This window comes from Arthrobacter sp. KNU40 (assembly GCF_051515115.1).
Classification (GTDB): Bacteria; Actinomycetota; Actinomycetes; order Actinomycetales; family Micrococcaceae; genus Arthrobacter.
In genome coordinates this window covers 2,061,713-2,082,991 of the sequence record NZ_CP195850.1, presented here as the reverse complement: position 1 = coordinate 2,082,991, position 21,279 = coordinate 2,061,713, and the positions used below count along the sequence as shown (strand labels likewise).

At 59.0% G+C, this 21,279-nt stretch carries 18 protein-coding genes; 11 read left to right on the top strand and 7 right to left on the bottom strand.

Annotation, left to right across the window (positions count from 1 at the left end; genetic code table 11):
* Positions 1-411: 411 nt before the first annotated feature.
* Entirely contained in the window at positions 412-1,671 is a 1,260-nt protein-coding gene (locus ACSKT0_RS09670; RefSeq protein WP_437773536.1) for a hypothetical protein, read from the top strand.
* Positions 1,672-2,020: 349 nt separating this feature from the next.
* Here ACSKT0_RS09670 and ACSKT0_RS09665 read toward each other — a convergent pair whose 3' ends face one another.
* The gene (locus ACSKT0_RS09665) at positions 2,021-2,287 is read right to left on the bottom strand and encodes a hypothetical protein (RefSeq protein ID WP_437773535.1); all 267 of its coding nucleotides are present in this window, start codon (positions 2,285-2,287) and stop codon (positions 2,021-2,023) included.
* A 374-nt stretch (positions 2,288-2,661) separates the two neighbouring features.
* On the opposite strand from ACSKT0_RS09665, the gene ACSKT0_RS09660 reads away from it, so the two are divergent.
* The 3 genes from ACSKT0_RS09660 to ACSKT0_RS09650 all read left to right on the top strand — a co-directional run bounded on the left by ACSKT0_RS09660 (position 2,662) and on the right by ACSKT0_RS09650 (position 6,072).
* Positions 2,662-3,189: a hypothetical protein gene (locus tag ACSKT0_RS09660; protein WP_437773534.1), complete on the top strand. Its 528-nt coding sequence runs from the start codon at positions 2,662-2,664 to the stop codon at positions 3,187-3,189.
* Between the two features lie 518 nt (positions 3,190-3,707).
* Positions 3,708-4,433, top strand: a complete 726-nt coding sequence (locus ACSKT0_RS09655; protein ID WP_437773533.1) for a hypothetical protein — start codon at positions 3,708-3,710, stop codon at positions 4,431-4,433.
* A gap of 610 nt (positions 4,434-5,043) precedes the next feature.
* Positions 5,044-6,072: a DUF4062 domain-containing protein gene (locus ACSKT0_RS09650; RefSeq protein WP_437773532.1), complete on the top strand. Its 1,029-nt coding sequence runs from the start codon at positions 5,044-5,046 to the stop codon at positions 6,070-6,072.
* A gap of 331 nt (positions 6,073-6,403) precedes the next feature.
* On the opposite strand, the gene ACSKT0_RS09645 is transcribed toward ACSKT0_RS09650, so the two are convergent.
* A complete protein-coding gene (locus ACSKT0_RS09645; RefSeq protein ID WP_437773531.1) occupies positions 6,404-7,375 on the bottom strand; it encodes a hypothetical protein in 972 nt (323 codons plus the stop codon).
* Positions 7,376-7,841: 466 nt separating this feature from the next.
* On the opposite strand from ACSKT0_RS09645, the gene ACSKT0_RS09640 reads away from it, so the two are divergent.
* Positions 7,842-8,486 (top strand): nuclease-related domain-containing protein, encoded by a 645-nt coding sequence (locus tag ACSKT0_RS09640; protein WP_437773530.1) that lies wholly within the window; start codon positions 7,842-7,844, stop codon positions 8,484-8,486.
* A gap of 291 nt (positions 8,487-8,777) precedes the next feature.
* Here the strand turns inward: ACSKT0_RS09640 and ACSKT0_RS09635 are convergent, their stop codons facing one another.
* Positions 8,778-9,497, bottom strand: a complete 720-nt coding sequence (locus ACSKT0_RS09635) for a hypothetical protein (RefSeq protein WP_437773529.1) — start codon at positions 9,495-9,497, stop codon at positions 8,778-8,780.
* Positions 9,498-9,572: 75 nt separating this feature from the next.
* Between ACSKT0_RS09635 and ACSKT0_RS09630 the strand changes: the two genes are divergently transcribed.
* Together ACSKT0_RS09630 and ACSKT0_RS09625 are read left to right on the top strand one after the other, a co-directional pair.
* Positions 9,573-9,836 (top strand): hypothetical protein, encoded by a 264-nt coding sequence (locus ACSKT0_RS09630; protein WP_437773528.1) that lies wholly within the window; start codon positions 9,573-9,575, stop codon positions 9,834-9,836.
* A 110-nt stretch (positions 9,837-9,946) separates the two neighbouring features.
* Positions 9,947-10,459 carry a PIN domain-containing protein gene (locus tag ACSKT0_RS09625; RefSeq protein WP_437773527.1) on the top strand — a complete coding sequence of 171 codons (513 nt, stop codon included), beginning with the start codon at positions 9,947-9,949 and terminating at the stop codon, positions 10,457-10,459.
* Positions 10,460-10,980: 521 nt separating this feature from the next.
* On the opposite strand, the gene ACSKT0_RS09620 is transcribed toward ACSKT0_RS09625, so the two are convergent.
* The 4 genes from ACSKT0_RS09620 to ACSKT0_RS09605 all read right to left on the bottom strand — a co-directional run bounded on the left by ACSKT0_RS09620 (position 10,981) and on the right by ACSKT0_RS09605 (position 18,261).
* Positions 10,981-12,081, bottom strand: coding sequence for an ATP-binding protein (locus tag ACSKT0_RS09620; RefSeq protein WP_437773526.1), 1,101 nt, complete (start codon positions 12,079-12,081; stop codon positions 10,981-10,983).
* A 235-nt stretch (positions 12,082-12,316) separates the two neighbouring features.
* A complete protein-coding gene (locus ACSKT0_RS09615) occupies positions 12,317-12,970 on the bottom strand; it encodes an IS3 family transposase (RefSeq protein WP_437773525.1) in 654 nt (217 codons plus the stop codon).
* Between the two features lie 640 nt (positions 12,971-13,610).
* The gene (locus ACSKT0_RS09610) at positions 13,611-17,411 is read right to left on the bottom strand and encodes a YobI family P-loop NTPase (protein WP_437773524.1); all 3,801 of its coding nucleotides are present in this window, start codon (positions 17,409-17,411) and stop codon (positions 13,611-13,613) included.
* Positions 17,412-17,952: 541 nt separating this feature from the next.
* On the bottom strand, positions 17,953-18,261 hold the full coding sequence (locus tag ACSKT0_RS09605; RefSeq protein ID WP_437773523.1) for a hypothetical protein: 309 nt from the start codon (positions 18,259-18,261) through the stop codon (positions 17,953-17,955).
* Positions 18,262-18,396: 135 nt separating this feature from the next.
* On the opposite strand from ACSKT0_RS09605, the gene ACSKT0_RS09600 reads away from it, so the two are divergent.
* The 4 genes from ACSKT0_RS09600 (at position 18,397) to ACSKT0_RS09585 (ending at position 21,227) form a co-directional block, all read left to right on the top strand.
* The gene (locus ACSKT0_RS09600; protein ID WP_437773522.1) at positions 18,397-18,672 is read left to right on the top strand and encodes a hypothetical protein; all 276 of its coding nucleotides are present in this window, start codon (positions 18,397-18,399) and stop codon (positions 18,670-18,672) included.
* A 338-nt stretch (positions 18,673-19,010) separates the two neighbouring features.
* Positions 19,011-19,691: a hypothetical protein gene (locus tag ACSKT0_RS09595; RefSeq protein WP_437773521.1), complete on the top strand. Its 681-nt coding sequence runs from the start codon at positions 19,011-19,013 to the stop codon at positions 19,689-19,691.
* 141 nt (positions 19,692-19,832) lie between these two features.
* A complete protein-coding gene (locus ACSKT0_RS09590) occupies positions 19,833-20,375 on the top strand; it encodes a type II toxin-antitoxin system Phd/YefM family antitoxin (protein WP_437773520.1) in 543 nt (180 codons plus the stop codon).
* A gap of 6 nt (positions 20,376-20,381) precedes the next feature.
* Positions 20,382-21,227 carry an abortive infection family protein gene (locus ACSKT0_RS09585; protein ID WP_437773519.1) on the top strand — a complete coding sequence of 282 codons (846 nt, stop codon included), beginning with the start codon at positions 20,382-20,384 and terminating at the stop codon, positions 21,225-21,227.
* The last annotated feature ends 52 nt before the right edge of the window (positions 21,228-21,279 follow it).

The following is a 21,279-nucleotide window of genomic DNA, read 5'->3' as shown; positions in this document are numbered from 1 at the left end:
AAAAATTCAGATCGTTCGCCTAACCAGCTCGGGCTAGTCAGTTCGGTGCGTTGCAGCAATCGACGAGGTCATCGCACCGCGTTCTCGCTGCAGGCGCAGGACTTCCTCACGGGCAAATCGCTGGCCTGCAGCACCGGGCAACCGGGACGACACCAGCACGCCCCGCCTTGACCCAGCTCGTTATCGTGTTCTCGTGCCCTCCCAGGAGCTGTGCCGATGTTGAGTAGCGCTGGTTCTCGCGTTCACCCCCCACAAAGACCATATTGATGGTGGATTTTGTCCACAATCGCTCAGGACAAAGGCCATCGCGGGACGTCGCCGTAGGGGTTCCGGACTCGGCTAGGCCAGCCACTAGAGCTGCTTCGGGCCGAGACGCGTCATGCCTGGCGGCGTATAGCTAATACTTGTGGCATGACCAATCAGCGCGATTTGGACGAGTGGCGGGCAGTTGACAAGGGCGGTACGCCAACATGGCGGACGATCATCGGCACCACGGAAGCACCCTGGCTGACGCCGAAAGGCAGGAAACTGGTCGCGCGCATAACCGCCGATCTCCAACGCATCGTCGGCGACGAATGGGTTGGCAGAGCCTTCGAACGCCGTGAAACCGGCGTATTCGCCCTTCTGGCCCGCATGAGTCCCGCCTTGAACCCACGCGGACCAGCGACGGGCATGGTCGATTTGGCTGTCTTCTGGCTGGATATTACCTCGACGTCTGACTTCCCGGGTCACGCCGACGTGATCAAGACCATCAAGTCTGACCTGCGGCCCGAGGCATTCGGGCACGGGCTGACCCAGTTCCGGATCGCCACACTGGCACACGCGGCCGGTTACGAGCCAGTTGCGCTCGAGCAGACGCTTTCGCGAGATCCGGTTGACCTTGTGCTCAACGCCGTTGACAAGCCAGTCGCCTTGGAGGTCTACACACCATCTCTCGATGAACAAACCAAGCTATACGAGCAGGTCAACCGTAAGAACGTCGAACATCTCCACCTCCTGGCCCATCGCCACGGAATCCACTGGACCGGAGACGTACCAGCGACTTCGGATGATCAGCTTACTAAGGCATGGAAAGCACGGACGGAACGGGTCGCCCAGAAGTCCGCGAAAAACGGTGTGGCGGTCCACATCACCGAGCCCGACGGTAGCACTCTCACCGCCGCACCCGGCACAGCACCCATTGGGACCGAGCTAAACGGCCCAGTCCTCAAAGTTGAAGTCGGACACCGACTGCGCAATTTGGTGAGGAAGAAGACATTCCAGACTACAAAGTCTGGCGCCAACATGCTGTGGATCGACGATCACGGAGCCACCGGTCTGCTCTTCGAATATGAGGCCCTGCCACCGGAGGAGAAGCTCAATGCACTCGTCGAACTGTTCGAACCCGTACTGGACGACGCACCCAACATTGACGCGCTCGTATTCAGGCGAGAGCTACACGATATCGGATTTCGCACTCGGGACAGCGTCAGGGTGGCCCGCGACGGATCGTCATTCACAGTCAGCCAGCCCTATCCAGGAACCCTCCTGCAAACCGCCGTACTGTCCAGCGAAGGGACGATGTCGAAAACGATCGCGGAACGAATCACCGCTGACGAGCCAAATCTCTGGCGACAAGCGCTCGCCACAGCTACCGGACTTACTGATTGGAGCCTGATGAACGCTATTTGAATGCTGCGCGGTCTGAGCACCGTGGCCGTGCCCTGCGAGGCGCGTGCCGACACAAATCCGTTCCTTGAAAGCCTCGACACCCGGAGGGTGACGTCACCGCTTCAGGCGACACCCTCCTGTCTGGACGGTGAATAAGTCGGATTTGGATAGCGTTTCGTCGTCGACCCGCAGGCGCGAGACGGAAGGAATTCGCGGGCCGCGTCGTCGGACGTATTACCCGCCCCCTTGGCCCATTGCGCAGAGGCCTTGGCCGTATCGAGATCGCGGCCAAGAGATGAATCACCCGAACCAGAGCAGTGGATGTAACGCGGATAATTGACGTGATCCGATTGCAGATTCTGCAGAAGGTTCAACTGTCGCAAATCACTTCCAGAGCTTGCCGCAGTGTCCTGCATATCTGAGGTAGGACGTGACCGTTAAGAGCAATGCTGACCGCTCCTGACTCGTGCTCGCCATAATGGGTGATGTACCCTAAGGGCTCACCGTTTTGAGTGACAATCACATTGTCCCCCGGCGAGTTCTTGGAAATTTTGACCTGTTTGCCGAGATACTCGACCTCCAGCGGCTGTTCCGTAGTCTCGCGGATGAATCCTGTGCCTAGCCAAATATTGTCCATGAACGCATGCTACAGGTGTCCCATTTCGCCGACACCTTTTAAAGGGCAGCCGTGAAGCGCATCGCTCGGACAACAAGAACGGGCGAGCCTCGACGCCTGTCCAAGGGTCAGCTCCCACATGTCGAATGACCACCATTTCCCGCGAAGCCACCGTTCCCGCACCCCGTGCGCCTTCTCGCTGTTTGGGGCGGATGATCGGAGTAGGAGACTTCTACTCGAACACTACTGAACATCTCAAATGACAAACTCTCAGCCAGCGTAGACCTCGACATCACTCTCTTCGGCACTCGAGAGGCCACAGCAGTGAAACATGTTCACGGCGGCCGACTAGTCTCGAACGGTCGGATGCCTTCGTTTCCGAGTATTCTGCAGAGATGGCGGATTCCGACGGCGGTTCAAACAACTCTAAGCAGACCAGACTCGCACTCATCGCGGCAACAACAGCCCTAGTTTCTGCGATAGTAGGACCTACCGTAGCCATTGCCGTCACGCATTGGCAGACCGACGCGACGAGGACTCAGGCACAAACAGAATTCGTCCACTCAAACCGGCAACAGGCTTACTCAAAATACACCGGTGACATAGAACAGCTTTACAACGCCTTGTGGGAAAACTTAGCTGCCGCACAGGCCGGGTTCCCGCACAAATCATCGGAAGATCCATACACCGACAGACTTCATACTGAGACCGAGCCCATTCTCCGCAGCGTGCTTCAGGACGAGGCCGTAATACGGCTCGTCGGCTCAAATAAGCTGAGACATGAGACGGTCATTCTCCACCGTTCCGTCACAGACATGTTCAACAACTTCAGTTGCGGGGTGGAAGGGCGTGATTGCGAGTCGACGCAAGTTTGGATTTCAACCGCGTCTCCTCAAACCTTCAAGACGACGTCAAGTCCCTAGAGACGGAAATCGACCTATGGTCTTCAAAGGCAAGAGCCGATCTGGGAACTGAATGAGCAGCTATGTGTTCGACGTCCTGCTCGGCCATAAACAGGTGCAGAAAGATTGCTCCCAATTGCACGAAGACCGCGGACATCCGCTATAAGCTGCGCGTGCCTGCCTAAGGTCACCTGTCTCGTGTGGCGGGCGTTCCCGTCTAGACCATGACCGTCACCCTCCCAGCTTCCAGCTTGATAGGTTCTTCGACCAATTTGGGGCGTTCAATCAGGGATGGCGGACCGAATTCTGCTGTGCCAGCGTCGATGATCAGGCCGCCCACTCCTGCGCTGATCAGTCGTTCGATAAGACGGCTGACGAAATGGCAGTCTTCGGTCCGTCGGCGGAGGGCCTTCTGGAGGTGGTTGTTCTCCTGAGAATGAGCCGGTCCACATCGAAATTGTGAAAGCTGTCAGTGATGGCCATTCAACACAGTTAAGGAATCCACTTGTCGAGCCTGTTTCATCGCTAGATTCATAGGTGTGACCAACGATCGTGAATTGAACCCGGAAGATCTATGGAACGAGTTTCCCGAAAGCAACGCGGTCGGAGACGCGGCCTTAGCAGCAGGCAAAGGAGTCTTATCGCTGATCCCTGGGGGTGGCCTGTTAGCTGAAACCGTCGGAGCTGCTGTTGCTGCGAAGGCACGCGAACGCGATGAGGCGTTTTGGAGACTCGTAGTAGGATGCCTTGTTCAGCTTGGCCAAAAAGTCGAAAGCCTCCTGAACGAGAACGCGACTGAGGACGAGGACTTTGTTGCGTACGCGCACCGACTCCTGCGCGCGTCCCAGGAAACGGCCGATCCGGTGAAAAGAGAACTTCTTGCGAAAGCTTTAGCGAAATCGGGCTCGTGGTCTGATCTAGCCACGTCTCAGAGAGATAGATTTACCTCGCTCATTTCCCGCTATTCGATGCTGCACATCACTTTGCTCAACTTTTTCGCCGATCCGTCGGCGTGGCTGAAGGAAAACGGTGCAGGAGAAGTGATTGGGATGATGGACAATCTCGGTCACGTCATCAGGGACCACGTCGTAAATGGGGATCCGGTCTATCCAGGAGAAGTCCTCCGAGTGATTGCCGAGCTTAACCGAGATGACCTGACCGACATCCCAAGCATGACCACCGCTATGACGTCCAATGGAACATTCTCACCGCATATAAAGGCTCTGGGCCGTGAATTCCTCGATTTCATACAATTGGACTTCTGAGATCTACTGGCCGCTTCAAACCGTGGAACTGTCGCATTCAAGCGGGGGTCAATTCTCTCGCTAGAGACGCAAAGTAGACCGACCCGGCGCGGTGCGTCGCTCCCGCGACATCGCAGGGTACCGGGACCCGGTCTATTACTTACCCTCTTGCTTTTACTTACGTGCTGCCGGCTCATCAGCTGGCTCCGCCCAAAACTTATCGAAAATGCGATGGGCTGCTGACTGAATGGGGAATCCGTTTGCCGAAGAGGTCCAGCAGCTCGTCGCTCGGGGGTGGGACGCCCACCTCAGAGCCGGTGCCGTACACGTGACCTAGTAGCTGCTCCCCCGGCAGCTGCGGCGCAGGGGCGCATTGACGGGTACATTCCTGGCCAACATCGGCGCCGCCGGCAAACACGCACAGACTCGGTAGACGCTGCGCCGGTGGGTTGATCGTGACCAATTGTTCGCTGGCCAAAGTGAAAACGTCGTGCCACTGTGGTGAACTTGGGGCATGACTGACGCTCCGTTGCTGGTTGATCAACGCTCGGCATCTTTGACTGCCTCCGAACAAGATGTAAGGGCGTGGGCTAGCGGGCGACGGGTGTTCGTTTCGAGTCTCATTACGGACATGCCCGAGGAACGCTCAGCAGTCCGTGCAGCAATCGAGACCATCGGCGCGACACCGGTGATGTTCGAGGATTTAGGTCCTTTGGATGTGTCCGCAGATCAGGCCTATCTGGCGGGGGTGCGCAGCTCCGAGATTTATGTAGGCATGTTGGGAACCCGTTACGGCGTACGCATGTCCGACGGATACTCAGCGACCCATGCTGAGTATAGAGAAGCCGAACTTCACGGACTGAGGCTCTGCCTCTTCGTCCAGGGCGAGGCATCGGGCGAGATGGACGGCGCACAGCGCGATCTCATTCAGGGTGCACGCAACCTTTATACGACAAGTTCTTGGAGCGATCCGACAGATTTACAACAACGCGTGATTCGGCGGCTAACGGATCTGGCTGCTGAGGAGTTAGCACCATGGGTGCGCGTTGGGCGAGCACTCTTCCGGGCACGTGAGATCACCAGTGACGGCAGGACGATCTCGATCACGGCCGACGTGCGAAGTGATGCCGTGCATGCCGAGCTGGTGCGTCTGCGTGACAGCCGGGCCAGCGGGGTCGCTTTTGCCTCTCCAACTGAAGCTCTGTCAGTGCAGTTGGACCGGCTATCTACTCGAACAATCTCGACCATTGCGCACGAGGAGCGTCTGACGCTGGTAGCTCAGGAGCGGCGATCATCGAACATTCGAGCTGCACTCAATGGCATTTCTGCCGATGAAGTGGCACGTCGCGCGCTGTCCGACGGCCTGTTCGGAACTTCTTCGCTGGGCGAGCAAGCTAGGTGGCTCGCACGTCCAACGGATCCCTTGGCACCGTTACGGGGATCTGGTCTTGACGACAGCGTTCTCCGTCCGATCGCGCGCCTACTGTTCACCGAACAACTCATTACCGACGAATCCGCTTCACGGATCGACTCGTTCGCGCTCGGTCCCGCACACCAGGGTTCACGCCGACTTCAAGCCACATGGACTCCGCCGCAAATCTATATGAATGAACCAGACCCAGCCCGACTATCAATTGACGGAGCTGTCACTGGTCTCTAAGAGCGGCACCGACAAACATTTCCTCTCGAGAGGAGCGGCGAGGAATCCCTACCAAGCAACCGGGCGTGTATTTACACCTGCAGAAACGCCGCCTAATCAGCTGCGCAACTCCTGCACGGTTTCCCCGAGCTAGTCCCCGACTCCTGTGCCTTTGTACATTACAGTCGCCTCATAGATGCTGAGTTCTGGGTCGCTGTTGCCGCTGTGGTCGTATCGGTAATTGCTTTGAGGCAAACTTTAAAGCAGCCCTCGGCGTGGCGCTCCAGCTTGGCACGGCGACCACAAGGCCCCCGCAACCTAACGCGGACGCATTAGCCCCGGAGTGCCAAACCTAGTCCGTCATGAGTCTGGCGAGGGAGCGAACGCCGTTGGTGAACTGGTCGAACTTCAGCTTGATGTGACCGTTCTGCAGGCCGCCCGTGCTGCGAACGAGTTCGTGTGCCTTGAGCTCTAGCAATTGATCCGGCACGAAGCGCGGTGTTGTCCGGCTCACCCATGGCCAACGATCGGCCTCTTCGCCCCTTTCGGCACGGTAATCATCAGGCAAGTACTCTGGATCTGACGTCACTTCTACGACGGCGTAGCAATCCCGAGTCTGTGCGCAAATGAAGACCAAGTCTCTTGGCTTGATGCTTGGCCGTCCTTTGGCCGGGCTTCCGAAATACCACTCGCTGCGCCATTGGTCCAGCGCTGGCTCACCGTACTCGGACTTCAGCCACAAGGTCCGAGTTTCATCACGAGCATCAATCAGCAACTGTTCTGCAAGAGCCAGAGCAGAGTCTTTGTCCAGGTCAACGGCGGCAGGTGCTTCCGACCGGGTTAGCTGTCGGGCTTGCAAGAGGAGCTTCTCCAAGTCGCTCGCCGTAACACCTCGACGGGGCCACGCACTGATGGCCCGCCTGACTTCGTCTACTTGGGAAGCCACGAGCTCAACACCCAGCTCAAAGTTGGCAGACTTCGACGTGCCCAGCCCGGCGCCGGTGAGGTTCGCTGATCCAAGGAAGCCACGGCTACCAACGATGAATGTCTTGGCGTGCAGCCGGTCAACATGGCTGACGGTGACACCGTTCTGTATCAGTTCATTCAAGCCTTCAACGGACAAGTAGCCGTTCGCCACCGCGGTAGGGTCCAAGCATGTGAAGAGACGCCACTTGGAATCGGACCCGTTGCTGGCCGCCGCCAACCGCCGGCACACATCAGAGGAGACATAGGGACTGGCCAGGAGTACACCGCCGTCGACGTCCTTGATGGCTTTGTACAGCCAATCTGCAGCATTCGTGTGGACCAAACCTTCATTCATCACGATGATGACCCTACAGTGACCCCACGGCAGGGCTGCCGTTCAGCGAGAGAGTGTCCCCCACTATTGCGCTTGCAAACGCCCGTATATGACGGAGCACAGCAGAAGGTAATCGCTCAGATGCATCGCAGCGGCCAACGACTCCACATACCTATGAAACGTCGCTTTCCATAGCGTGGGTCGGAACACCTCCGACTCTGGCAGGTGAGGTGGATGTCTGGCAGGATTCGATCAGGGTTCTCTCTAGCAACCGGAGGCCTGCAGCTCACGGAAAAGGGGAAGTCCGTTGGAACATGGCCAGGCCTCGCGGGGTGTCCCGTCACGGCAGTCCGGGCCTGCCGGTGCCGATCTCAGGGGCAGGACCGCTGGTCATTCCGTCATCGAGAGACTCCTACAGGAGCAGGCAAGTGTTCCCGGACGGACCTTTCTGAGGCGTGTTTTCGGGGCCAGCCCGCTGGGGGCGGACTCCGTGTCCTGGTACCAGGGGGCCGTGGGAGAGATCAACGTCGGACACATCCTTGAACGACTAGGACCGGAATGGACCGTGCTGCATGCCGTCCCGGTCGGGGCCGGAACCTCCGACATCGACCACGTGCTGATCGGCCCGGCCGGAGTGTTCACCCTCAACACCAAAAACCACACGGGCCAGGCAGTCTGGGTTGCCGGACGTACCCTCATGGTCGCCGGCAAGAAACAACGCCACCTCCATAACGCCGCCCACGAAGTGTCCCGCGCGGCGACCCTGCTCAGCCGGAAAATGGGCGGGCCAGTTCCGGTCACCGGTGTGGTCGTCATCCTTGCCCCGAAAAGCCTGACCATAAAAGCCAGCCCCGAGGGCGCCGCCGTCGTCACCGCCACCCGCCTGCTCACCTGGCTCGCCGACCGACCACGGGTCCTTGGCCCCGGACAGGTCCGGATGCTCACCGCAGCGGCTTCCCAGCCGCAGACATGGCACCGCAATCCCCCAGCGATGACGGATCCTGACCTGATCCGTCGGGAATTCTCCACCCTCAGAACGGCGGTAAAGACGGCACGCGCCCGCCGGATCGGCTGGCTCCTCGCCCTCCTGATCGCAGCCCCCTGGATCCTGTCCACCCTTTCGCGCCACTTCTGAACCCCTTGCCGGCGGGCGTCCCAGCGTCCAGATTCCGCCCCCACGCACGACGGCACCCGACGCCGCCCGGGGGTTGTGCCCGGCATCGGGCGCATAGTGCCAACGAGCAGCGGCGGCTATTTGTAACCGACCGCCACGCCGCCGTCGTGCGAGCACGTTCCGCTGGGGTTTCCCGATTAGAACAGCGATCCGTCCTTGAAAAGCGCAGTCGCTGCAGGTGCCGGTCGGCACTGCCGGAAGGAGAACCGCGCTCCATGCTTCGCGCGTACCCCTACAGCCCCTGGTGTTCGGTTAGCTCAACTCTTCCGCCCGGAAGATCTCTCGACCTGAAACGTGTCGCCAGATCACGTGGTCGAGTCTCCTCGGCTGGGTTGGATACAGCTCGGCAACTTTATTGATTAGCTCTGCCGTCTGCATGGACGTGAGTCTCTTCCCTTCAAGACCGGCGTGTTCTTCCACGAAACGGATCACCATGCGGTCAGGCTTCACGGACTGGAATCCGGCCAGGATGAGCAAGTAGTTGAACGTGACTCCCGAGGACTGGCTTGGTAGATGCAGCCAAGCTTCTTTCACTCGACTCAAGCCCTCATCCGCGAAGTGCTCAGCATGCAGCTCGGCCCTGGTAGTGATTTCAAGCGCCTTCAGCGCCTCAGCGGCCTGACGAACCACTTCAGCCTTTAGCAAGGCCTTCGCCCCGGTGTGTGCGGGCTTGTGGTTATTGACCAGAACTGCCCAACCTTTGCTATCACCGACTTCCTCGAAGGTACGCAGCAGCTCACCAGTACCGTCTTGATCAGCGTCTGCACCCTGGCTGCGCCGGTAAGCCCGGTACTCGTTGACGACATTTATGACGCTCTGGTAATGCGATCCAGTTGAGAATATTGAATCGATAATGGCAAGAGCCAGACTGTGGGGATAGCCATCTGCCTTTATCCAATTAGCTTCATCACCAAAAATGGTGCGGCACACGTCAGTCAGTTTGGTCGCTTCTGCGGCGAGCTCGTTCGTCATAGCCGGACTGTAACAAGGTTTCACGACAATAAAGGTCGTAACCCGTTCATGTTTACCTGCAACATAAGCTGAACCATGATCAAACTAGCGCTGGGCGGCTCGCCTGACCGCCTCCGAGCCGTTCTTGGCGATGCTGCCCGCGAAATCGAAAACGTCCGGGGAAGCACCCAAGCCGGGTATGCCATCGGCTTATACAACGCGTACGTTGAGTGGGCCAGCCATCAGGTTCGACTCATGGCTGGTCTCCTGCCTGACGAAGAAATCGACCGGTTGATCACGACCCGGCGATACTGGACGCTTCTTCGCTTGAGCCGAGTGCCGTTACCGAGCGCACACTGAGGATTCTCGTAGATGGGGAAATCAGTCAGAGAATTGAGTACCTCAAAGCTGTCCAGGAGGGGATAGCGGCAGATCTGGCGCGTTGGGACAGCGGGGCCGCTGTTGCTGTCGTGCTCGATACCGGGGTCTGGTTGAGGCATCACGAAAATATAGCTGAAGTTGATTGGAATACTGTCTTGAACATTCGTCCCGACGTTCCTCTCGTGATTACGGTCCCAACGAAGGTTATCGACGAGCTCGACGGCCACAAACGCAACAGACAGCAGGTAGCCAAGGGACAGCTATCAATCCGCAACCGAGCGGGTAAGGCTCTTAGGTTTCTCGAACTTCAATTCCGAGCGCCCGGGCATCGACCCAAACTAAGTGACGGCTCCATCGCAAGTACTACTCCGTCATCAGCGCTTTACCTTGGTTTGATACCTCAAGAGTTAAGCCATTCTCCCCTGCCTGATGCCGACCTAGAGATCATCGACCGAGCCCTAACCACGAGTCCCTACGCCAAAAGCGTTCACGTTGTGACAACGGACTACGGGATGGTGTTCCGGGCCAGACAATCTGGGCTCGATGTGACGAGGGTGGACGACTTCGAAGAGGCACTGGAGAAGCCTACTGACGGCAAGTAGCCAACCGTGGACGGAGGGCGTGTACGTCGACGGCTCAACGTAGGGCGCAATATGTTTGACGCCTCATCGGGGAACAGAACCCCGCACGGGGCCGTCGAGGAAACTTTCGCTCAAGGGAGTCCGCACGATGGCCGGACTAGTGCAGTCGCTGATGACCGGCAACGACTTTGGCCACCCTGTCGACAGTAACGCCAAACGAAGAGGGCGTATGTCGAGTTCCATGTGAGACTAGCTGGGCGAAATACAGCGCCCCCATACACCCAAGGCAATTGAAAAAGTCAAGCTTTGTCAACAGTCAGGGGCCAAATAGGCCCCTGACCTGCGACAACATTGTGCCCGAGGTGGGACTCGAACCGCATTCCAACCCTTGCAAACACTGGGAACTCCAGAAAACATAGGCAATCCGAGCCAGTCCGGCCGATGTACGACCCAGTCCGACGGAAAAAGTGTTGACACTGTCAACACCCCGTGAATGCCAACTTATGGCCTAGGGAGATCCGGACTTCTGCCGGCCGCGGGGCTTATTTCCTGGCCGGACCGGCGGTCATGTATTCGCGCAGTCCGGGGATGGCGAAGTCCACGAGCCCGTAACCTGCCGGTTCGATCAGACCCGCATCCATCAAACGCGTCCGGTAGTTACCGACGGCATTCGGCCGCATCCCCGTACGCCTGCCGATGTCCGTGGTCGACGACGGCCCGGGATCTTCGGCCATGGCCTGCAGGAAATCACGGTCCCGCCCGGACGTCGTGGATAGCGCCGCTTCAATGACCACCCTCTCGTTCCGACGCCGGCCCGCCGTCACCGCCCGGCTGACGGCGGCGGCATCCAGACCGCCCGGGGCCTTTTCTGCTTCCTGCCAAAGGTAATAGCCGATCAGCTGGATCAGGAACGGATAACCGCCCGTGCCCTCCGCCGCGACCCTGGCCAGCTCACCGTCCAGGGCCACGCCCGCCGCGGCGAAGGTTTCCGCGAACGAACGCTCCACCTCCGCGATCGAGGCCGCATGCAGATCGATCCGGTCAGCGCGCCGCAGGAACGTGGCCACTCCCTCGTTCAGCAAATCGGAAACAGCCGCAGGCAAACCCGCGAAAATCAGCCCGATCGGCAGGCCCTCGCGAATGAAATGCTGGACATCCGCGGCAAGCTGGGACAACTCCACCCGGTCCGCCGCATGAATCTCATCAACCGTGATGACCAACCCCGTCCCCCGCTCCGCCAGCAAACGCAAAAGCACCGCTCCGCGCGCCCGCCAATCGACCTGCTCCTCCGGGGCCAACTGGGTCGTGACCGAGAACCCGGCCACCGACACCCCCGTCACCCGCCGGCCCGTCGGCCCATCCCCCAGTTCGTTCGTCAGCCTGCGCATCGCCTCCCCGATACGGCCCAGGAATCCGCCGGTCGCGGTCTCGGACACCACCGCCCAGCCACCGGCCACGGCAAGGTCCTCGGCGGCACCGAGCATGACGGTCTTGCCGATCCCCCTCGCCCCGGTGAAGATAGTCAGAAGCCCCGGCGCCCCCGACCCGATCCGCAGACCATAGGCGAACTCGTCCAGCACTCCCCCGCGCCCGATAAGATCCGGCGGCGTCGCCCCAGCCGTCGGCCGAAAAGGGTTCTCCACACCTGCTCCTGTGAATGTCGATGAATCATATGAATCCTGTGAATCTCACCCTACCAATCAGCCAACCGTTTGCGGCAATAATGAACGTAAACTGGTCGGACGGGACTGCCTCGGCTTTTGTTGACTCGGGGTCTTAAACCGCTGAGAGCGCGGTCCGGTTGATTGTTTCATATTCGATTGGCGTGAGTTTTCCGAGGCGTCTTTGCCGTCGCCGGCGGTGGTAGGTCCTTTCGATCTAGGTGGTGATCGCAGACCGGAGCTCCTGGTGTGTGAGCCAGCTTTGGCGGTCCAGGACGTTTTTCTGCAGCAGCGAGAAGAAGGATTCCATCGCGGCGTCGTCCGCGCACGCGCCCACCCGGCCCATCGACCCTGCGAGCCCGTGGTGCCGGAGCGATTCGACGAAGCGGCGGGACCGGAACAGGGATCCACGATCCGAATGCACCACCGTTCTGGCCGGGCGGCGTGCGCGCACGGCGTTCTCCAGTGCGGCGACGGCCAACGAGGATTTCATCCGCGAGTCCATCGAGTACCCGACGATCCTCCCGGAATAGACGTCCTTGACTGCGCAGACGTAGGGCTTCCCCTCGGCAGTGGGGTGCTCAGTGATGTCGGTCAGCCACAGTTCGTTCGGCGCCGCGGCGGTAAAGTCCCGCTCCACCAGGTCATCGCGAACCGGTGGTCCCGGTTTCCGGTACAGGCCACGCTTCATGGAAACACGGACCAGATGCCATGGTCCCGGCACAAGCGCTGGACCCTGTTCTCGCCCGCCGTGAAGCCTTTCTCCGGGGAGTTCGTCGGCGACGAAACGGTATCCGAAGGCCGGATCATCGACGTGGATGTCCCGAGCGGCGTTAACCAGGTGCCCATCCTCCCAGTCCCGGGCCGTCACCGGGCTGGCTTTCCACCGGTAGTAGCCTTGCTTGCTGAGTTCAACACCGTGCAGGTCACCGCCACCTGACTTGGCTCATTTCCTTAGAGATATGAAGAGGAACGGGTTACCTGCCCGTCCGGGGCGGTCCATTTTCGCCGGGCGGTCCTGCAGCGCCGACTTGAGGTGATTCGGCTCGCCCTGATCCGGGGACAGGCGCTTCAGGACCTATTCCCGGCGGTGATGGCCCTTATCCCGGACGGCAGGTTCAGCCGGGATAATGAGGGGCCGGGGCCTTCTGTTTCACAGGTCCGTGGGTTGCCATTCGCGGCTCCTGTGGCCTGCGAGGGTCCTTGGGGGGTGCAATGGTAGTGCCACATGTGAGGTTTGGGAGGTCCCGGCTATGTTTGAGCTTACTTTCATTGGTCTGGATGTTCACGCGGTCAACGTTGTTGGTCATGCGCCCCTGCGGGCCACATCAATAACATCCTGGCGGAACTCCGCCCCTCAAGCCGTGGGCATGGTCAACATCCTTCCACGAGCACCAGCTCGCTAGGCCAAGGAGTCAACAAAACCGGGGGCAGCCCCGGCGGCGATCGCACCAACTGCGACCGTCCCGGAGTTCTGAAGCACGTACTCGTCCATGAAGGCTGTCCACACCCTAGCCGCGTCGGAGGTTGACTCTGAACTCCGAACCGGTCGGGTTGGGGTCACGACTACTCACTTGACGGACAGCCACCAAATGGTCCACTAGTTTGAGGTTTGCGTTGGTAAGCGGGAGTTTCGTGTGACCGCCGGTTGTAGTCAGCTTTCGGTATCTCTCCGGCATGAGGCGTAGAACCTCAAGCACGTCATCAAGAACCAGCGAATCAATTTCGAGCGCGATCAGCTTCACAATCGGGGTCGCGTCAACGCCGGCAGCGGCCATTACAAGTAGATTCGCAGCGCCTACGGTGAGGGCCTTTGACGCAGCGAAGCGGGCCAGCACATCGAGAGCCACTCGTCTAGTCGACGATCCAAAGTCACTCAAATTGAGCACTATGGTTTCCTTGATCTCATCCGAAACGGAATTGTCCTGCACGAGGGAAGCAAAATCGTCCGCAGAGAAATCGACCGATCTGACGTAGCCGACAAAATCTTCTGATGCTTGAATGTAAGAGCTCTTCACTGGCCATGGAGCCGCTGCGAGCCCTTCGAACGCTGTTGCCGAATCCTCGACCAGGCCTGCGGCCAAGACCGCGCCAGCCATCCCCGCGTCTTCGCCAGCAAGATTAATGTCCGCTATGGACAATGGGGCTTCGAGCCCGAGGCTCACTGCAAGTGGCACCCGCTTTTCATAGTTCAACTGATTGGTGGTGAGCAGCGTCAGCGCAAGGCTGATCTTGTCCGACTCGGCGACTGATTCGAGTTCGGTGATTTCATCGGCGGCTTTCAGCGTCGTGGCAAGGTGCATGTCGATGCTGCCCACCTTTTCGATGTAGCTCGCCACATTGCTGTAGTTTGGCGCAAGTTTTCCTGTCTGTGCGACGATAGGCCAGAGCTTCTCGTCCAGGTTCGCGATCTTGTTGACGATGACCCCCGAGGACCTTTCAGCGACTTTCAATACGTCATTCAGGTCTCTATTCGCCAGACTGTTGAGGATACCGGTGAAATTTTTGTAGCTCGCGATTGTGTGACTAGTTGTCACCGAGCTCGCTTGAATTTCTAGGTAGGCCGAGAGATTGGCTGCCGCGTATGCAAAGATGCTCTCGCTGGCCGCGCGAAGATTGTCTAGTGCGAGATTGGTCTCACCATCAATCGCTGCCGTCAGGTTCGCTTCGGTCAACTCATACAGCGAGTTCTCGACGGCCGAGGGCCTGAGTGCCACCGACAAGGAAGAGAGGGAAGCGAACGTAACGCTCGCGTCCTTCAGGACTGCAACCACCATTTCCAAGGAGTTGACCTCGCGTCCACCGACCAAGGCCTTCATCTTCAGATAGTTCGACTGGATGAAGTCTCTGACCACCGGCGACGTCAAGTATCGGTGCTTGGCGGACAACGCTGAGAAGGCGATGTCTAGAAGCTCGGATCGCTCTTCCTCGGCGACAGACTCGTCGGTGACCAAGAACTCGAGAATGCCTGTCCAACTTGGCGTGAGGCGTGTGACAAGTGCCGCCTGCTCATGACCGCTCGCGAAGTAGGCAGTTCGTATCGCGAAATCTTCTTCGCGGTCTCCGCCGATCAGCGGCATCGAGCGATCGAGTCTCGCATCTTCGCTCGCTAGGAGGTAGTCGAGCAGTTGGATGTTGTAAATGCTTCGCTCGTTGAAGATCCCGTCGCCAACTTCGTCAAGCATGGCTGCGATCTGTGGTCCGGTTCCGATCTCGGCGTTGATGTCCACCGTGCCTGCGTCAACCGAATGAAGGATGAAGTTCCTTGCTCGGGCTGTCACAGTGTCGTCGTAGTACAGGGAGACGTACAGGCTGAAATTTCTGTCGATGTAGCCAGCCCTGATCAGGTCAAAGGTCAATCCTTTGCCGAGGTGGCGCTCGGCAATAGCTGAGAAGGACTCGAATCCATGCTCTGTCTCGAGGACGATGTCGTGTCGCTCAGCAAGTTGCTGCATTGTCGCGGTTTTTAGGAATTCCCTCAGATCAATGGAATCCTCGATGGTAGTCTGCAGCATTCTTGCATCTGCTGTTTTCCATTCTTCGAGATTCAGTGGATCGTCGAGTTCCTTGCGGAGGTCATCTAAGGTGATGTTGAGCTGAAACTTGACACGACCTTGATTATATTGGACCTGCACAGCGACTTGATACTCGAGCGTGAGCGTGAGTGATTCGTTCCCAAGCCACGATTCCCAGAAGCCGGGCTCACGAAGCTGAGCCAAGGTGACGGAGGACGACAGCGTGATGCTCGCGTTGTCCAGGGACTGACCTGCGGATCGCAGCAACCTGTCCATATACTCTTCGAGCCCGTTACCAAGTATTTCTGCGCGAGACTCGACTAGTTCAAGCTTTCCCTTCCTTGAGCGCGCAAGGCGGGCTTCTTGCTCCGCAGCAGCAATCCGCGTGTTGACTAGCTTCCGAAAATCTCTCCAAACGCCGTCAAGTCGACTCGTACCCTCTTTGACCTTCTCGAAGTCCGTCATGCTGAGATTCTTGTACACGATCATGGCGAACAACGGTTGGGGCTGAAGCTCGTCAAGATGACCAGTCGCGAGGATCTTTTGAGCGAAGATGCCAAACTCGTTGTGGATGTTCTTGATCAGCCGCATGTCCACCAGATACGCGGACAAGATATCAAGAAGTGGCTTTCCGATCTCAAAGCCAGACGACTTCATCTCCTTTGAAATCAAGTCGCGCGCATTACGATGGCTAATAAAGGGAACAACCGGAATGACAACATCGAAGAATTTTGTCCGGTTAGTAACGGCCAGTTGCTGAATCTCTTGCGCGGTCAGCTTGACGCCGTTGATCGAAATCTTCCCAAGCTGTTCAAAGATGCTGTCCTTAATAGCATATACGAAGGTGATTCGCTTGGGTGCGATCTGCTTCGAGTTGTTGAGCAACGTATTCAATTCGCGCAGAGTCTCGAAGATGTACGGGTCGTTGAAGCGGTCGATGTCCTCGAAGACGACGACATCGTAGGGATTCGCTTCAAAGAAGTAGACGAGCTCGTCGAGGTACTGGTCGAAGAAGCTGCCCGCATTGTTGGTGAGCGAGATGGAGGCTGGTCCGGATGTGAGCTTCTCGATCCATACCCTGTTGTGCAAGAGCGCCTGCAATCCCTGCGCCATCGCGAGCACGAGCACGAAGACACCGGCATAGATGAAAATGGCGGGCCATAAGGCGTTGTCGAAGATCGACTGGACCTTGGAAGTCGCTCCGGTCAACAGTGCAATCGTCGTGAGAGATGATGCAAGCAGGGCCGAAAACCCAAATGCACGGCCTCGCCGAAAGCCCTCGATCCGTCGATATCGAGACCCAGGAACGCTAGATGGCTTCTCTCGATACAGGAGTTGCTTGACGATCTCCTTCTGGATCGCGTTCGTTATCGCCGGCGTTGCCAACGGGTCGTTCTTCGCCGAATCGTCACGTGTTTCGACTTCCTCGCTTCCGAGCGTCGACAACGAAACACCCACCACACGACCGCTGAAGTCTTCAACAACCTTGCTCAAGATGCTGCTCTTGCCCGAACCGTAGCTGCCGGTCAGCGCGATGTTGCACGGCCGCAGTTCGTCAACCTCTCTCTCCTCACCGTGGCGCTTCGGCATGCGCGCGGGCCTGTTGAGCTCGCCTTTGAGGTAGTGGACGTACAGCTCATGGCTCTCAGGATCGAACGCTGGCCGTAGCGAATGAATAGAGAAGCGATCCCACTTCTGCCCCTCAGATCCGCTCGCAGCATCTTCTGTGTTAGTGCCAGGCGAATCGTCCGTCACCAATGCGTCGTCGGGGTTTTCCTCAGGATGCTCACTACTCATGTCCAGCACGTTACATGGCCGATACGACACTCAACTCATACTCCCTGGCGAGATCACGTACGTAAACCGGAATTACCCACTTGAGCTTTCACCAACGCATGCCTTCGTTGAGTCGGCCGGCACGGTCCAAGTATCGGCTTACCTAGGTAATCATCCCGGAGGACCCCACTACCTTTAGGATCTTGCCTCCCGCCGACGCTGATCCATACGCCACTCCGGAACCAGTCCAATATGAGGGAGACTTGGTCCCTGGAAAGTATGCCCACATTGAGGCCCTGTCGTTGAGAGTGGATCCACGCGCCGAGCCGTGTTCAGTCTCATCCTGGGGATCGTGCAAACTCGGCAGACGTTGCGCGATGGCAAGAACCCAGCGACTTCTGCCAGCCGCGCGTTCCAACGCTGCGCTTAGTCGTGGGCTCGCGCCGATCTCCGTCAGCCGGGAATCTGGACCAAAAGGTCAAGGTGCGCCTGCATCATCCTGCCTTCTGACACCGAACAGGGAGCCAAAAAAGCCTTTCGCGACTCCTCGCCCCCGGTTCGATCAGGGAGACTTGAAAGCCATTAACAGCTCGACGCCGGTACCGGCCAGGAGCGGAAAGGCCGGCCGCCGCAGCACCTGCTCAGTGCGCTGGCTGTCTGCGGCACCTGCGGAAAGTGCTTGCGAATCGGTAAGCAGAATGTCGGCTATCGCAAACCTCGAATCATCGGCCGAGTCACGCGAGTATGCCCCTCTTACTACAGCGTCTACGAATGCTCCGGGTCCCGGGGTAGCGAAGGCGGATTCCACGTCAGCATGCGTCAGGAACACCTCGAGCAGCTCGTGGTAGATGCCGTGCTTGCTCGTATCCAAGAGCCGGGCTTTCGCGTGCCGCGTGTTCTGGCAGACCAGGACTTCACAGGTGCGGAACGCGCCGCACTCCGCCGTGCGTTGAAGAGCGATCTTGCATGGTTGAACGCTGCCCGGAGGGCGGCTAGGCAACGAAAGATGCCCGACATTCTGATCGGTCAGGAGCGCATCGTGGTTCCGAAAATGGCTGCCGCCCGAGAGCGGCTCGTGGCCCTGGACGAACTGGACCCACTGGTGCAGGACCTGGTGCGCTTAGGCCCCAACTTGATCAAGGTGCATTGGAACCATCTGGTACTGGCAGAGCAACGGCAAGTCATCGGCGCGCTGGTGCTCCCCTTCGTCCAGCCCGTGACAGCCAGTAACCGAGGACGGCGCGGAGTCGACACCAAACGAGTCGACCTCGTTTGGAGGTGACCTCTCTCGATGGGAAGTCCAGACGTGACGGAGCATCACGGCCGCGCTGCCGCGTCCAGTGGAGGGTCTTCGTCGACCAGATAGTTAAGTGTGTAGTGGTCTATGAGCAGAAAGCTGCTGGTGAGGTTCCCACATTGATGAACGTAGACAAGCCTTCGCACCCTGACAGATGGAACATCGCCGCTGAACTACGCGTGGCAGGCGGTGCGATACTGAAGGCTGGTGAGGGGAGCTGTACATGGCAACGGTGCGGGTGAAAAGCGAGCGGTACGAGGACTCGCCTCGGCCATCAGCTCAGCGCACACAACTGTTGCCTCTGACGATTGGGGTATCGCCTAATGGCGCGGGACATCGGTGAGCAGATGATCCTCGCCGAGTGGCTGTTCGCCGAAACCCTCGACGATATTCGCCGCAGAAGCCAGGAACCCACGTCGCGCACACGGTACGAGCTGCTGGGCATCGCACCTTTGCTGCGCAAGCTCCTGATTGACGGAACCTCGCTGCTCGACACCGTATTTGCCGTGCGTGCAGAAGTTCCTGTGGAGTTCCGTATTCGGTCATGGAGCGCGTTCGAGGACCGGTTGGCGAATGAAGGACTCAGCCGCTACTTTGGGATTGGCGGCGAACAGATCGTCGGCGAGGCCGATTGGCCAGGCATTCCACTTGATGAGTTCCTCAGGACCGTCATTGGCGTAGCCGAAACCGACGACCTCACGGTAAAGAGCGTGATCCGCTACTACGCTCATGTCGAGGGCGGAGTGCACTTCGGCAAACCGAAAGAGCCTGGCGAGCCCACGCTGAGCAGCATGTCGCCAATGCTTCTGGGGCATTCGACCGGCCAGATCCAGATCCTCGCGCATCTTGGACAGATTGTCGTCGATGCATTGGAGCCGGTGCGTCGCTCGATCATAGACCGGCCGACGATCCACAAGCTGAGGCACCCCAAAAATGAACAAGGACGATACCTCAATCACTGGACCACTGAGTATCTCGAGCGTGCGACCGCGGACCAGCACTGACCCCTTGGAGGCATGAAGTGGGTTGTCTTCCACCGGCTGCGATTTGCTAGGTCTCCCCCATCGTGGAGTCCAAGAGCGGGAGGCGCATGGTGGAGCCTCCCGACTCGTGACTTCCGAACACGTTCCGAATACGATCGAACCATGACAATCACCGTCGTCCGACCCTCGGCTACTCGGCGGTCCTCGGACCTGAGCAAGCACTCTGCAGAGGTCTTCGCGGAGGCGGAGGATCACCCGGTCACGGTGACCCGGCGCGACGGCGAGGCCCTAGTGCTGATGTCCCAGCGTGAGGCCGATGCCCGGGCCGAGCTCCTGGACCTCGCGGACACGCTCCTTGCTGCTGCGCTTGAGGGTGGCATCCTGGCTGAGCGCATCGCCAGCCGGTTCCCTTGGATGTACGCGCTCAAGGCCGAAGATCGGGATGATTGCGCTCGGGAGGTCATCGACGCTGCGCGGGCTTCCTTCGCTACGCAACAACCTCACCTGGCGATCGCTACGCTCACCAGCTGGCGCGAGACGGCCACAGCAAGTGCCGCAGGACTGGGCTCGCAGCCGGTCGAGTGGATCGATGAGGACGATAAGACCGCGGTCGAGCGTCCCCGACGCCCGTCCAAGTCGTTCAGACGGCCGACGACGGGATCATTACACGTGCTGAAGAAGCACGACTCAAGTGAGGCGAAGTAGAAGCCCATGGGATCATTCACCCCACGCGTGATGCGGTTGCTCGCAGATCAGCTGACCGAGATTCCGTTGCGCCAGATCGATGCCCTGTTCGACGACCGGGGGATCGCGCTTGGTCCACCGCAGCCACGGGAGAACGACGAGAGCGCACGGCGGGAGCGAATGCGCCGTTACCTCGTGACACTGGACCTGAACAGCTCCGCTGATGCGCAGCGACTGACCGCGGTCTTCAGCGACGTTTTGCAGAAGATCACCCAGGATCATTCGAACGGCTGGGGCACCGACGACGGGTTGAGGGACAAGTGGTGCCGGATTCTTCGTGAAGACGGCTTTGACGTCGACGGGACCACAGGCATCGTGCGACTCGGCCGTACCGGGGCGCAGCTGACAGAGCACGCGCTCAACGCTCTGCCCGATCCGCAGTCCATCCATGATCATCTCCGCCGGCTCGGTGACAGCGTCGACACGGATCCTCGGCTGGCGGTGAGCACTGCCAAAGCGCTGATCGAATCGACCGCCAAATGCGTGCTCACCGCCCGTGGGAAAAGCTACACCCGCGCAGCCAAGGTGCCGGCCCTGGTCAACGCCGCACAGGAATCACTCGGCCTGGCAGCCAAGTCCGTCAGCGACGAAGACAAAGCGCTCCGCCAGGCCCTGCAGTCCCTCGTCACGCTCACCCAGAGCGTGACCGAGCTCAGGAACAACGTCGGCATCGACCACGGAGCCGAGGAGGTGCCCCGCTGGGTGCGCCCTCGACATGCGCGTCTGGTCGTCGGAGCGGCGCAGGTCTGGTGCCAGCTCATGCTGGAGACCCTGGCGGATCCGGACGCACCTTGGCGTCGCTCGGCATCCTGATCACGGGTACCGAGCGTAGTTACGTTCGCGTGTGCCAGGGAGTGGATTGAGG

Bases quoted from the DNA above. Each gene is read 5' to 3' on its own strand.
- ACSKT0_RS09650 (WP_437773532.1), top strand. From the start codon at position 5,044: ATGCCCGAGGAACGCTCAGCAGTCCGTGCAGCAATCGAGACCATCGGC.
- ACSKT0_RS09635 (WP_437773529.1), bottom strand. From the start codon at position 9,497: ATGACGAACGAGCTCGCCGCAGAAGCGACCAAACTGACTGACGTGTGC.
- ACSKT0_RS09670 (WP_437773536.1), top strand. From the start codon at position 412: ATGACCAATCAGCGCGATTTGGACGAGTGGCGGGCAGTTGACAAGGGC.
- ACSKT0_RS09630 (WP_437773528.1), top strand. From the start codon at position 9,573: ATGATCAAACTAGCGCTGGGCGGCTCGCCTGACCGCCTCCGAGCCGTT.
- ACSKT0_RS09590 (WP_437773520.1), top strand. From the start codon at position 19,833: ATGACAATCACCGTCGTCCGACCCTCGGCTACTCGGCGGTCCTCGGAC.
- ACSKT0_RS09585 (WP_437773519.1), top strand. From the start codon at position 20,382: ATGGGATCATTCACCCCACGCGTGATGCGGTTGCTCGCAGATCAGCTG.
- ACSKT0_RS09595 (WP_437773521.1), top strand. From the start codon at position 19,011: ATGGCGCGGGACATCGGTGAGCAGATGATCCTCGCCGAGTGGCTGTTC.
- ACSKT0_RS09600 (WP_437773522.1), top strand. From the start codon at position 18,397: ATGCCCGACATTCTGATCGGTCAGGAGCGCATCGTGGTTCCGAAAATG.
- ACSKT0_RS09665 (WP_437773535.1), bottom strand. From the start codon at position 2,287: ATGGACAATATTTGGCTAGGCACAGGATTCATCCGCGAGACTACGGAA.
- ACSKT0_RS09610 (WP_437773524.1), bottom strand. From the start codon at position 17,411: ATGAGTAGTGAGCATCCTGAGGAAAACCCCGACGACGCATTGGTGACG.
- ACSKT0_RS09660 (WP_437773534.1), top strand. From the start codon at position 2,662: ATGGCGGATTCCGACGGCGGTTCAAACAACTCTAAGCAGACCAGACTC.